Origin of the sequence: Peptoniphilus sp. DNF00840 (genome assembly GCF_001553125.1) — a bacterium.
Taxonomy (GTDB): domain Bacteria; phylum Bacillota; class Clostridia; order Tissierellales; family Peptoniphilaceae; genus Peptoniphilus_A; species Peptoniphilus_A vaginalis.
On the sequence record NZ_KQ960211.1, the window covers coordinates 18,127 to 31,080 of the forward strand.

Below are 12,954 nucleotides of genomic sequence, written 5' to 3' on the forward strand. Positions count from 1 at the left end.
ATGAAAAATAAAATTTATATTACTGGTCACAAAAATCCAGATACAGATAGTATATGTTCTGCCATAGCCCTTGCAGAATTAAAAAACAAGATGGGGCAAGACGCTGAAGCAATTAGGTTGGGAAACTTAAATAGGGAAACAGAATTTGTCCTTGATTATTTTAAGGTGCAAAAGCCAAGGTTAAAGACTTCTATCAAGCCACAAGTTCGTGACATTGAAATTGATGCAGCCTACTGTGTCAACCCAAGCCTATCAATGGCTTCTGCAATGGATCTAATCCAAAAAATAATATTAGCTCTCTGCCAGTTGTTGATGACGAAGACAACTTAATTGGAATAGTTAGTCTTTCCAACATAGCATCAACCTACATGGAGATTTGGGACGACTCCATCATTGGAAGGTCCAACACAAGCTTTGAAAATATTTTAGATGTACTTAGGGGCAAGGTCCTTTACCTTCCCGAAAAGCCAAGAAGTCTCTCAGGTAAGATGGCTGTCAAGGCAATAAAAAATCAAGACCTCATAAGTGAAGGAGACATTGTAATAGTTGGCGACGATGTCAAAGACCAAGAGTCTGTAATAAGAAAGGGAATATCTCTTTTAATCCTAACTATATCAAGCAAGCTTGATGATAGACTTATGAAACTTGCAAAAGAAAATAATGTTGCAGTAATTTCAACTGGCCTTTCAACTTTTATGGTGGCAAGACTTTTGCCCCAAGCTGTTCCTGTTGAATATGTAATGACAAGAGATGACTTAGTAGTCTTTCACAAGGACGATTTAATTGATGACGTTAGAGAAAAAATGTCCCAATCAAGATTTAGGTCCTACCCAGTTCTTGACAACAAGGGCAAGGTAATAGGAAATATTTCAAGATACCATTTGATTTCAAACTTGAAGAAAAAAATAATCCTAGTAGACCACAACGAAAGAAACCAATCCATTGACGACATAGACTCAGCAGAAATCATTCAAATTGTGGACCACCACAGGGTGGCAAATGTGTCTACCTCTTCCCCAATTTATTTTAGGAATGAACCTGTTGGATCAACTGCTACAATTGTGTCAAAGATGTTTTTCGAAAATGGAATAAAACCATCTCGTGAAGTTGCTGGACTTCTTTGTGCAGCAATTATTTCTGATACCCTACTCTTTAGGTCACCTACTTCAACAGAAACTGACAAGTATGTCCTAAACAAGATGAAAAAAATTGCAGCTATAGACGTTGAAGACTTCGCTATGGAAATGTTCCGTGCAGGCACCAGCCTCGAAGGTAGAAAGCCTGACGAGCTCCTAAAGTCTGATGTCAAAAACTTCTCCATTGAAGGAGTTAATGTTAGGGTCTGTCAAATCTTTACTATGGACCTTGACTCCACAGCTTCGGTAGAAAAGGACCTCAAGGAAGCCATGGAAAATTTTGTTGCTTCTTCTGATGCAGAATCCTTCATCCTAATGATCACCGACATCTTTAAGGAAGTTTCTGAAGTAATCTTGGCAGGATCCTTCAAAGAAGCAATTGCAAGAAAGTTTGACAAAGAGCTTGTGGGCGATAAATTCTTATCAGAGGGTCTCCTATCAAGAAAGAAGCAACTACTTCCAAAAATTTCATCTGCTATATCAGAAGAACTTTCATAAAACTATGTACTAAAATAAGAGCCTATCACATCACATGATAGACTCTTTTTGTTTGACTTTTAATTGTTACTAGACCCACCGCAGTCACATGACTTGTCCTGGTCTTCCTGTGACGAGCAACCACAAGAATGATCATGGTCATGATGGTCGTGGTCGTGGCTTTCTTCTTGCCCCATCTCATCTATATAGACATTGACTTCTCTTATCCCATAAACTTTTTCAAGTTCATCAGAAAATTCTACAACAGTTTTTTTATCAAAGCCATAGATGTAGACTTCGCTGCCATAATTTAGGATTTCCAATTTTAAAATTCCATCATCATAAAGGCTTAGGCCCATAAAGTTTAGTGCCATATGACCAATGAGATTTTTTAAAATCATTTCTTTTAAGTCCTCATCTACAATTCCCTGTAGGATATATTCGTATCCATTCTCATCAGAATAAACCGCAAAGTCATCAAGAATTTTCTTCGACTTCTTATCTTCTTTTAGGATTGTAATTTGATAAGAATCGCACCTATTTAAATAAATCCTTACAAGGTCCTTTAGGTGTGAAAGGTCTATGTTCTCATCAATAAAAACATCATTTTCAAAATTTATATAATACATCTTATCCCTCCTACTTAGTCAAGAGATAGAATTCAACGTAGGCATTCTCAATATTGTCTTCATTTCCAAAATAAATATTTGTGAAATAAATTTTAAAGTTTTCATCCTCTATTGCTAGGTCATCAAGTTTTATTTCATCTTTGGTCTTCTTTAGGGTCTTTAGCTTATCCCTAAGTGCAAGAAGGTCAATTGTCTTTTGAAGCTCGTAGTCACCCTTGGATTTTTTATAAATATTTATTTCCTTCTTCTTTTTCTCAAACTTATAATCTCCACAAGTGGAAATATGATCAAGAGAATAGACGAAAATCATATTTTTGTAGCCTTCTATGTCAATATTAAATCCAAGATCTCCCTTGTCTACAATGTTATCTGTGTAAGAGTATCCAAGATAAGATTGATTTTCAACCTTATTGGAGAAGCCAAAAACTTTTGTGAAGTTCTCTTCACTAAGTTTAAAGTCCTTTGGAAGATACTTTAAGTCCTCTACCCTATCTCGCTTATCCATGTAGGAGACTATATCTATTAGTTGGTTTTTTACGTAGCTATCAATATTTACATCAGACCTTATGTCCTCTCCTGCAATCATATTGTTTTCTTTTAACAATCTTTCAAACCTTGCGTTTTGTGACCTAACGCTAAGTCTAGTAGCTGACGCTGGTCCAATGCCAGTAACTAAAATTATTGCCGCAAGAAAAATTGGAACAGTGATGTTTGAATTTTCCCTATATAAAATATAATAAATTAGGGATAAAAACACCCAAAGTCCTCCTGCTATTACTAAGTACCTGTTTTCAGTTAGTCCATACTCCCTAAGTCTTAAGTAAATGGCAAAGAACATAATGCCAAGGAGTGGAAACAAACTTATTGGAAAAAATACCTTTAATTTATTTATAAATCCAATTGAGTCCACCCTTGAAAGGAAGAATAAGTACACAACTGAAAAAGCTGCAAACCAAATTACAAGATTTACTATTAAATTATTTGGAATTTGCCAAAGAGCTAAAATCTTTATAAAGTAAGCCAAGAGAATTAGGGTGTAGATAATCACAAGTGGTGTGATTATATATACCAAAAGAATTCTAAAGGGCTTTGGATACTTGTAGTCTGTGAAGGAATCCCTGACCTTTGGAAAGTCTTGGAAAAAAGTTATGACGTTAAATAAGATAAAGGAAAAAATTCCAATTCTCAAATAAACTAAGGATCCAAATTCCAATTTAAAAAGTGAGTCTAGGGCAAAAACTATACTTGAAATTCCTATAAATACTATGAAGCTGTAAATATTTGATATTATAAAGGCTCTTAAAATTTTTGCCACATAGGCAACATAGTCTTTGTGGTAATTAAATTTTGCCACAAAGGAGGTTCCCACAACTAAGAAGGCAATCAAGGTAAAATATACAAAATTGTCATTATAGTTTGAGAGAGGTCCTGCCTCGTCATAAACTAGCTCATAAATTCCATAGAGTATAGGCAAAGTTATTACATAGGAAATTACTTTTAATAAATTATTGTTTTTTAAATTTTTCAGGTCATAAAAATTTCTAAGTCCCTCGTTAAAAAGTTTTATAAAAGCATATAAAAAAATTGCAAAGGCAAAGACCAGCCCATAAGAAATCATCTTGTTGTTAAAGTCTTCTGCATTTTCATCATAAGTAGCTATAATAAAAAATATGCTTGCAAGTGTTGCTGATGTTATTGTCAATGGAAATCTTTTAAAGGTATCTTTTATACTTTTAAAATCCAAAATTTTGAAATTTAGTTTTTTCATAACTACCTCCTTTTTTTATCATATACTAATGAAAAGGATTTTTAAAGAATTTGTGCAAAACTTTAATCATTGTATCCACTTTGACATATTTATTTTTTGAATACAATTTTTCCTTCAGAAATTGTATATAGGACTTCTCCTCTCAAAGTTTTGTCCTTAAAGGGTGTGTTAGAAGATTTTGATTTATATTTATCTATCTTGTACTCACTTTCCAAGTCTATTATTGCAAGGTCTGCAATCTTACCTTCACCAATTTCTCCTCCTTCGAGTCCATAAATTCTCGCTGGATTTGTAGACATAAGTTCTATTAACTTCATTAAACTAATTTCCTTTGTCAAAACTAAATTTTCATAACAAATAGAAAAAGAAGTTTCAAGTCCAATGATGCCCGATGGTGCCTTAGTTATTTCCTTAGCTTTTTCTTCGGCTGTATGAGGTGCATGGTCTGTTGCAATTATTTCTATTGTTCCCTCTTTTATTCCCCTAATGATTCTAAGTCTATCCTCTTCACTTCTTAGAGGAGGATTCATCTTGGCAAGACTACCATATTCTAATACTGCTGAATCATTTAAGGCTATGTGATGAGGAGTTGCTTCTGCATAAATATTTGCTCCCATTTCCTTGCCGAGCTTAACTAGGTCCACCCCAAGTCCTGTGGAAATATGTTGGATGGAAATTTTTGCTCCCGTATAAATTGCCATTGCCACATCCCTTGCTATAAAAGATGTTTCTGCGATGTTTGGCGATCCATAAATGCCAAGTTTATCAGAAACTTCTGAGTGGTTTATTCCATTTTGCTCAATTAATTCTGGGTCTTCTTCGTGAAAGGAAATTATTGCACCAAGTTCCTTTGCCCTATTCATTGCTTCAAGTATAAGTTTTGAATTTCTATTTGGGATTCCATCATCTGTGAAGGCAATAGCTCCCCTCTTAAAATTTTCTTCCATGTCAACAAGTTCCAAGTCTCCAAAATTTTTTGTTAGTGCTGAAACTGTATATACCTTTAGAGCTAGGTCCCTCGCCCTTTTGTAATGTTCTATGATTTTTTCTTTTGAATCAATTTTTGGACTTGTGTTTGCCATTTGGACTACACTTGTAAATCCACCAGCAATAGCAGCTTGACTTCCTGTCACTAGGTCTTCCTTTTGAGTTTGACCAGGGTCTCTAAAGTGAACGTGGACATCAATAAGTCCAGGTACTACAAGTTTTCCTCTTGCATCTATGACTTCTTCCTTGACATCTGAAGCTTCAATTTCTTTTGCAATTTTTACAATCTTGCCCTCTTCAATTCTTATATCTAAAACTTCATCTCTTTTAGATAGGGGATCAATTACTCTTCCGCCCTTGATTATCATAGTATCTCCTTTGTTTTAAAAAATTATATTAATATTAATAAAAATCTACATCCTAAAAAAGACGAGGTCACCCTCGTCTTTTAAAATATTTTATTCTTCTTCTGCCTCTTCTTCGTCTTCGTCATAAATATCTAAGTCGTCAAAGTCGAAGTCATCATCGTATAATTCGAAATCAATGTCGTCATTTTCATAAACATAATCTTCAAGATCAGCAAGATCTTCTTCGATAATGTCTACATAGTCTTCGATTTCTTCACGAGATTCTCTCATCTCATCAATAACATCACTTAGGATATCTACAAGTTCGGAAATAATTTTTCCTTCATTTGTAGTAGTGTCTAAATCATAACCGTCACAAAGACCTTGTAGGTAAGATATTCTCTTTAATAAATATTCCATAATCCCTCCAAATTAAACTCTAGACATATATTCGCCATCTCTAGTGTCAATTCTTATCATATCGCCTGTATTGATAAATAGTGGCACATTAAGAGTAAAGCCTGTTTCAACTGTAGCTGGTTTTGATCCACCACTTGATGTATCACCCTTAACTCCTGGTTCAGTTTGAGTAACTTCTAACTCAACAAAGTTAGGAGGAGTTACCCTAAATGCCTTACCCTTGTAGAAGTTAATAGTTGCCATGTCGTTTTCCTTAATAAAGTTAAGTGCATCTTCAACCATATCTTTTTCTAGTGGAATTTGTTCGTAAGATTCTTGATCCATGAAGTAATAAAGTTCACCATCAGAATATAGGTATTGCATTTCTTTGTTTTCAATAACAACTTTTTCAAATTTTTCAGATGGGTTAAATGTTGTATCTCTAATTCCACCAGTAAGTACTGATTTAATTTTACTCCTTACAAAGGCAGCACCCTTTCCTGGCTTAACGTGTTGGAAGTCAATAACTTCCCAAACATCTCCATCCCATTCAAATGTAAGTCCTTTTCTTAATTCTCCTGCGTTGATCATATTATCCTCCATATTTAAGTATTATCTTCTATGTCATAGTAGTTAAGTGAAATTGGCTGAAATTTTATGTATTCAGGCAACAAATAACCATAGATCCTGAAGACTTGTGAGGAATATTTAACTCCTATACCTGAGTTTCTGTCATATAGGTCTATTAAATATCCATTTAAAGTACAAGTATTAGCAATTTGTGCATTTTCCTTTAGAATAATTATACCAGATAATGCATTATCATTAAACATTACTTTATCATTTATTATTAAAATTTGAATAGGGTTTATGGATAAAATCTTCAAGCTTCCAGATTTTTGAATTATTGTTTCATTGTCCTTTAGCTTATAAAGCGGATTTAGTTTCTTTACATAGCTTTGACTCTTTTCATCAAAGACTTCTAACTCTTCATAGATTATGTAATTGCCATTTTTGAAATCATAAACAAAATCTCCATCTAAATAAATTTTTTTCTTGCCCTTGTCTAACCACTTATCGTCATTAAATTTTTCTTTTAAGACTGAGAGATAGTCAGGACTAACTTTTGAAGAATTAAGTACGCCATCTTCTTCTTTGTAAATCTTATTCATATAGTGACCCTTTACTTTTCCTCCAACTAAGGTGTTTTTATATTTTATCTGACTATTTAAGCTAACCATATCGACAAGCTTTTTATTTTCATCTCGGTAGTCTTCTAACTTGAAGTTAAGGCTTAGGACCTCAGTGTCCTCTGGAATTTTTTCTAAGCTTAACTTATTTGTTGTTTTATTAAAAATAAAATTTTCTAATTCATCTTGGAAGTCATCTTGTGATAATTTTATATTTAATGCTGACTCAAGAGCATAATTTGCCTGAATGGACTCCAACCTATTTTTATTTATGTAAGTAGAACTTGTCATGTAGGAGTAAATAAAATAAAAAAAGATTGCAAGAAGGCTAATGAGTAAAATTGTAAAAATATAAATGTATCCCTTTTTTCTTTTACTCATAAAGCCTTGACCTCTTTGCAATCTTTCTTGTAATTTTTTCTTTATCCTTGTATCCAATTTTTACAGCAAAATAATCGCCATCATCTTCAAGGGAAAATGAATTGACATTATCTATTAGGGCGTTAACTCCGTCACTGTGAATTTTATTTCTCTTTTTTAAACTATCTATTAAGATAGAATACCTGTATAATTTTTTCTCATTGACTCCAAAGGATACATAATTATATTTTTTGCCCTTTGGCTGAATGAAATATATTTTGCCGTCTATTACAGTGTAATAATCAGCAGCACTAATTTCATCTTTTATGTACTCCACAGCATAGGACAAGTCCGATGAAATATTTTCATTCTCGTAAGTTTTTGTAAGAGCCTTTTGTGATACACCTAAAATTGAAGTGATTACCATACCAATAATTAGGAGCATAGCCATAGACATCACAAGTTCAATTAGTGAATAGGCCTTTCTTTTTGAGGTAAACCTCCATCTTAATTTCTTCATCAGAACCTCGTCTCTTTCCTCTTAAAGTTATGTGGTTTAGCTTGTCGCTAGAATCATTTTGTATTTCAATTTTAAATTTGTCATTATGATTTTCTGAAGAATCAAAATTAAAATTCAAGTCCTCATTATTGTAAGCACTTCCAATAATTTCTTCCATTCTTGAAGTCATAAGACTAATTAACTCTTCTCTTTCTCCAATGTAGTTCTGATTTTTTAAAAGACTTATTACATTTGGAAGTATTGTCGTTGCAATTAATGCCAAGAGAGCAATGGAAAACAAAACTTCAAGCATTAAGTGTCCCTTATTTTTATTCCTTAATTTCAATAAAATTCACCTTACCTGTAACTGGCTGAATTGTTATCTTATACTTCTTATCTCCAATAGAAAAAATCATTGTACCAGCAGATGACTTTTCTTCTAAGTAAGAAGGCTTACCCTTTCTTGAAAAAGTAATTTTATCCAAGTTTGTGGATTCCAACTTCACAAGAGAATTGAATTTAACAGTTTTTTCTTTCTCACCAAAATTTATTGAATATCCACCATCACTTAAGGTCAATGATGTCCTTATGTTGTTTATTTGAGAATAATTTTTCAAAAATTTTAAATCAAGAGCCAATTCCTTTATTTGTTCCCTAGCTTGAACCCTATCTCTTATTTTAAAATTAAGTCCTCCAATGCTAAAGAGAAGTAAAATTATTCCAATGCAAATTACAAGCTCAATTAGGGTAAAGGCTTTGTTCTTCTTCATGGTAATCAACTTCTTTTATAAAGATAAGTAAGTCCTTATCGTCTTCTGGTATAAAGTAAATGTAGCTTATGTCATTTTGATATAGGTCTATTCTCGTCCACTCGCTTTCTAAAATTTCTCCCCTATAAGGTAAAATTTGTCCAGCAATATTTATAGTTCCCATCTCTTTAAAGGACTTATTTGGAAGATAAATTGAAAGAGACACACCATTACAGTGCCTATCAACACCAAGTTTAACAAGATCTTTTATATCTTTCTTACTTGCGTAGACAGATGTTATTTTATCTTCTGGGTAATAGTCTAGCTTTATACCATCGCTTTCAACAAATTTTAAACCTTCATCTACCTTATTAGGAGCAAAATCAAATATACTTTCGCTTTTCTTTTCTTCAGGCAAAATTGAAGGTATCACTGCAAAATTATTTTTCTTTAACTTATTTATTTTTTCTTCGTGACCCTTAATTTGATTCTTGTGCTTATAATTTGTTTTCTTACTTGTTTTTGTTTGCTTTTTATTTTCTATCTTTATATTCTGCTTAGAGTTTGTAATTTTTTCAACTTTCTTTTCTTCACTTGCAACTTTCTTCTCTTCTTGTGGCTTAACTTCTTCTTTAAGATTATTTTCTCCAAAGTAAGCCTTCTTTAAGTCATTATAAGAAATTGCCTTGGAAGGTTTTTCTGCCTTAAAACTATAAGTGAAGTTTCCCTCATCACTTCTTAACAAGTCAATGTTTGAATAGCCATAATAATTTGTAAGACTTTCAATTGTATTTAAATCAAGTGAGCTAACTTTTCCACTAATGATTAAACTTTCAATATCACTTTGAGAGTCCTTAGAAAAACCATCTTTACTTATATTGCTTTCACTAGAAATTTTTTCAAGCTTGTCTTGTGAGAAATCATCAAAACCCTTATATGTAAATTCATCTTCTATTGGGGCAAGATCTTCTTTCAAGTTTGATTCTGATGTACTTTGAACTTGGTTCTTTAATAAGAAGGTGTAAAATAAGAATTCGATTACAAGTAAAATCAAAATACTAAATAAAATTTTTTCTCTCTTAGAAAGTTTTCTATATCCAATTTTTTTGCAAAAAATATCATAAATATCCATTTAGTTTTTCCTCAAGATAATCTGCTAGTTCCTTGTGTAATTTGATGTTTGGATGAATACCATCGATTAAATCTTCTTCAATGCAATTTGATTTTGCATAGTCAAAAAAGGAAATGACCCTGTAGTCTCCTTCTCTTTCCTTTAAAAGCCTATCAAATTCTTTTATTTTATTGTTTACAGATGTGAAGTTGATAAAACTCTTATAAGCTTCGTCGAGATTTAAAAATGAAGTGGGGTATGGCGTGATTATAAAAATTTTTCCCTTATTCTCTTTGAGCTTTTCTACAATTTTTATAATATTCTTTAAAACATAGTCAAGAGACTTTCCGTTATAAAAATCATTTAAACCAATACAAATTAAATTTACATCGTAGGGAATTAAATTGTCTAGAGTTAAAAGTAACTCATCACTTGTTAGACCATTAACCCCATAGTTATCTATATCATAACCTTTTCCCGATAAGTAATAAATTAAGGATTTTCCTCCAACTAAAAATCCCTCAAAAATAGAATCGCCTAAGGCACAAAACTTCATAAGACCTCCTACAAAAGTCCTTCTTCCAAAAAACTGAAGTACTTGTTATCCCCAATTATAATGTGGTCCAAGATATCTATCCCAATAATTTTCGAAGCTTCAACTAAATCTTTTGTTAATTTGATATCTTCCTTTGATGGACTTGGATCACCAGTTGGGTGATTATGTAATAAAATTATGCTGTGGGCATTGTCAGATATAGCTGCCCTAAATACTTCTCTACAGTGGACTATAGTCATGTTAATAGTCCCCTTAGAAATTTCTCTAATAAAATTAATTTCTTTTTTTGTGTTTAAGGTCATTATCCTAAAGTGTTCTTGTTCTAGGACACTCATCTCACTTAAAACATAATTCGCAGCAATAGAAGGTGAGGTAACCCTTATCTTCGTTCCATTACTTGCAACAGCAAGTCTTATACCCAATTGAACTGCAGCAAGAATCATTGCAGCCTTGGCCTCTCCAATTCCATCAACTTCCATTAGGTCTGAAAGGCTGGCATTTTTAAGGGAGTTTAGACCATTAGAATCATTAGCTGACCTAAGAGACCTTAAAACTTTAGTGGCGGTGTCAATGGCAGAATCTCCCTTACTATTTCCTGTCCTAATAATAAGGGCCAAGAGCTCTGCATTGGAAAGATAATCAGGACCAAACTTAATTAATTTCTCCTGAGGCCTCTCATCTGCTGGCATTTCCTTTATAGTGTACTTCTCAAAATCTTTCTCTTTCATTTAAATCACCATTAAAAAATTTATTACCACAAATTAAAATCAAATAATTTAATTAAGTCCCTATTTATTTTTCCAACAGGAAATCCAACAATATTGAAAAAATTGCCTTGGATTTCTTCAACTAGAAGTGATCCCTTGCCTTGGATTCCATAGGCACCAGCCTTGTCCTTATACTCTAAAGTATCTAAATAATCTTCAATTTCCTCATCACTTAGGTCATAAAATTTTACAGAAGATTTTTCATAATCCACGTACTTTATTCCCTGAGATAATTTAAAAATTGCATATCCTGTGAATACATTGTGGGTCTTTCCACTTAGAGCTCTTATCATGTCCCTTGCATCATTTCTATCCTTAGGTTTTCCCATTAACTTTCCATCAAGTTCCACCAAGGTATCAGCCGCTAAAACAATGGAATCTTCATTTTCCTTGGCTACCTCTATACCCTTGCCAAAGGCAAGACCCATTACTGTTGTCCAAGGAGAAAAGGCATCATCCTTAACTTCATTTATTTCTCTTGTGATGATTTCAAAATCTATAAACTCCCCAAGAATTTCTCTTCTCCTTGGAGAATTTGATGCTAAAATAATTTTTTCCATAAGCTCCTCTATTTAGAAATATTTGTATTATCAACTATGAACATAGAAGTAAGTCCAACAAAAAATCCTGTGAAAATTCCAAGAATTACCAAAATGGGCAGGTAAGCAAGAATGGCAGTAGTTTTCATAATAAAGGAAGCTACAAGTACCTGACCAAAGTTGTGAAAGAAAGATCCTATTTCACTAATGCCAATTAAAGATAAGTGCTTTCTCAAAAATTTGTAAGCCATAATCATTGAAATAGAACTTAAGATTGCCCCACCCATTGAGAAAAATAAACTTGAAACTGCTCCTGTCACAAGTCCCAAAAGTATAGTCTTAAAAATAGCTACAAAAAATCCCTCCTTGTAACCAATGGCAACTATAGTAACCAAGACAACAATATTGGATAGACCAAGCCTTGCTCCTGGAATAGCTACAGGTAGTGGAATCAAGGACTCAAAAAGACCAAGCACAATACCAAGAGCACTTAAGAGGGATAAGTAAATTAACTTTGTGTTTTTTTTCATTTTATAATCATATCCAAACTCTTATCGTTAGGTTTATCTTCTACAATCTTAACCATGAGTCTGTTAGGTAGACAGATAATAGAATCTCCTGGCAAACTAATCTTACCCATCTTCATGCAAATTTTATCCTTGCAATCAGACTCTAGCATTTGGACTTCTCCATTCTCAATATGGACTTCATTATTACCATATTGTGTATTTACATTAATATCTAAATGTGTATTTTCTTTTAAATCAACTTCCTTAAAAATTTTTCCATCAACGGTGATCACAACTTTTTTAGATGAAGAATCTTTTCCCTTTGGTAGTTTGTTAGTAAAAAAATAAATAAGAAATGAAGAAATTATTATTAAGAAAATAACAAAAATATCAGCTTTTTTTATCTTATTCATAAATTCATTATAGCACACTTCTATTTACTAATGACTTAATAAATAAAAATTAAATTTTATAACTTACAAATAAGTTAAATTTGAATTAATAAGTTGGTGTAAAAGTGGTGTAAGAATTTTTTAAAAGCAAAAGTATAAGTAAATCTTTTTATACTATCAACTTAATTAATAGCATTGGTGGTAAAAATTTAATGTAACAACAATAAAAAACTCCTACAAAGTTTTACATGATCACAAATTTGTGATAGTAAACTCTGTAGGAGTAATAAAATTTTGTGGTGCTAAAGATGGGACTTGAACCCATACGATCTTTCGATCGCCAGATTTTGAGTCTGGTGCGTCTGCCAATTCCGCCACTCTAGCATAAATAAAAAAGAAGTGCCAGGCACTTCTAAATATTGTGGGGTGGATAGTGGGAATCGAACCCACGATCTTCAGGACCACAATCTGACGCCTTAACCAGCTAGGCCATATCCACCACGAACAATAAATATATAATAGCAAAATAAAAAAGTATT

At 32.7% G+C, this 12,954-nt stretch carries 15 protein-coding genes, 2 tRNA genes and 1 pseudogene; 1 reads left to right on the plus strand and 17 read right to left on the minus strand.

The features are described 5' to 3' along the window. Positions 1–1,634, plus strand: a pseudogene (locus tag HMPREF1864_RS04510) (putative manganese-dependent inorganic diphosphatase). A gap of 59 nt (positions 1,635–1,693) precedes the next feature. Here HMPREF1864_RS04510 and HMPREF1864_RS04515 read toward each other — a convergent pair. From HMPREF1864_RS04515 to HMPREF1864_RS04595, 17 genes are all read right to left on the minus strand, one after another. Further along, complete coding sequence (locus tag HMPREF1864_RS04515) at positions 1,694–2,242, minus strand: hypothetical protein (RefSeq protein WP_062571653.1); 549 nt, start codon at positions 2,240–2,242, stop codon at positions 1,694–1,696. Positions 2,243–2,252: 10 nt separating this feature from the next. Then, positions 2,253–4,010 carry a DUF4153 domain-containing protein gene (locus HMPREF1864_RS04520; protein WP_062571654.1) on the minus strand — a complete coding sequence of 586 codons (1,758 nt, stop codon included), beginning with the start codon at positions 4,008–4,010 and terminating at the stop codon, positions 2,253–2,255. An 89-nt stretch (positions 4,011–4,099) separates the two neighbouring features. Beyond that, positions 4,100–5,365 (minus strand): dihydroorotase, encoded by a 1,266-nt coding sequence (locus HMPREF1864_RS04525; RefSeq protein WP_062571655.1) that lies wholly within the window; start codon positions 5,363–5,365, stop codon positions 4,100–4,102. Between the two features lie 90 nt (positions 5,366–5,455). After that, positions 5,456–5,764 (minus strand): CD1247 N-terminal domain-containing protein, encoded by a 309-nt coding sequence (locus HMPREF1864_RS04530; RefSeq protein WP_062571656.1) that lies wholly within the window; start codon positions 5,762–5,764, stop codon positions 5,456–5,458. 12 nt (positions 5,765–5,776) lie between these two features. Beyond that, a complete protein-coding gene (gene efp / locus HMPREF1864_RS04535) occupies positions 5,777–6,334 on the minus strand; it encodes an elongation factor P (protein ID WP_005955873.1) in 558 nt (185 codons plus the stop codon). A gap of 14 nt (positions 6,335–6,348) precedes the next feature. Continuing rightward, entirely contained in the window at positions 6,349–7,314 is a 966-nt protein-coding gene (locus HMPREF1864_RS04540) for a hypothetical protein (RefSeq protein ID WP_062571657.1), read from the minus strand. Then, on the minus strand, positions 7,307–7,813 hold the full coding sequence (locus tag HMPREF1864_RS04545; protein WP_231723502.1) for a prepilin-type cleavage/methylation domain-containing protein: 507 nt from the start codon (positions 7,811–7,813) through the stop codon (positions 7,307–7,309). The genes HMPREF1864_RS04540 and HMPREF1864_RS04545 overlap by 8 nt, the downstream gene beginning before the upstream one ends. Continuing rightward, a complete protein-coding gene (locus HMPREF1864_RS04550; RefSeq protein ID WP_231723503.1) occupies positions 7,758–8,138 on the minus strand; it encodes a type II secretion system protein in 381 nt (126 codons plus the stop codon). Before HMPREF1864_RS04550 ends, HMPREF1864_RS04545 begins: the two co-directional genes overlap by 56 nt. Beyond that, entirely contained in the window at positions 8,122–8,562 is a 441-nt protein-coding gene (locus HMPREF1864_RS04555) for a type II secretion system protein (protein WP_062571658.1), read from the minus strand. Before HMPREF1864_RS04555 ends, HMPREF1864_RS04550 begins: the two co-directional genes overlap by 17 nt. Then, positions 8,531–9,673 (minus strand): hypothetical protein, encoded by a 1,143-nt coding sequence (locus tag HMPREF1864_RS04560; RefSeq protein WP_062571659.1) that lies wholly within the window; start codon positions 9,671–9,673, stop codon positions 8,531–8,533. The genes HMPREF1864_RS04555 and HMPREF1864_RS04560 overlap by 32 nt, the downstream gene beginning before the upstream one ends. Beyond that, on the minus strand, positions 9,660–10,208 hold the full coding sequence (locus HMPREF1864_RS04565; RefSeq protein ID WP_062571660.1) for an SGNH/GDSL hydrolase family protein: 549 nt from the start codon (positions 10,206–10,208) through the stop codon (positions 9,660–9,662). Before HMPREF1864_RS04565 ends, HMPREF1864_RS04560 begins: the two co-directional genes overlap by 14 nt. 8 nt (positions 10,209–10,216) lie before the next feature. Further along, entirely contained in the window at positions 10,217–10,936 is a 720-nt protein-coding gene (gene radC, locus HMPREF1864_RS04570) for a RadC family protein (protein ID WP_062571661.1), read from the minus strand. A 23-nt stretch (positions 10,937–10,959) separates the two neighbouring features. Continuing rightward, the gene (locus tag HMPREF1864_RS04575) at positions 10,960–11,535 is read right to left on the minus strand and encodes a Maf family protein (protein WP_062571662.1); all 576 of its coding nucleotides are present in this window, start codon (positions 11,533–11,535) and stop codon (positions 10,960–10,962) included. Positions 11,536–11,543: 8 nt separating this feature from the next. Beyond that, positions 11,544–12,044 (minus strand): Gx transporter family protein, encoded by a 501-nt coding sequence (locus HMPREF1864_RS04580; RefSeq protein WP_062571663.1) that lies wholly within the window; start codon positions 12,042–12,044, stop codon positions 11,544–11,546. Beyond that, complete coding sequence (locus HMPREF1864_RS04585) at positions 12,041–12,436, minus strand: NusG domain II-containing protein (RefSeq protein ID WP_082718914.1); 396 nt, start codon at positions 12,434–12,436, stop codon at positions 12,041–12,043. The genes HMPREF1864_RS04580 and HMPREF1864_RS04585 overlap by 4 nt, the downstream gene beginning before the upstream one ends. 276 nt (positions 12,437–12,712) lie before the next feature. Next, positions 12,713–12,799 (minus strand) — tRNA-Leu (locus HMPREF1864_RS04590). 38 nt (positions 12,800–12,837) lie between these two features. Continuing rightward, positions 12,838–12,914, minus strand: a tRNA-His gene (locus HMPREF1864_RS04595). Between the last annotated feature and the right edge of the window lie 40 nt (positions 12,915–12,954).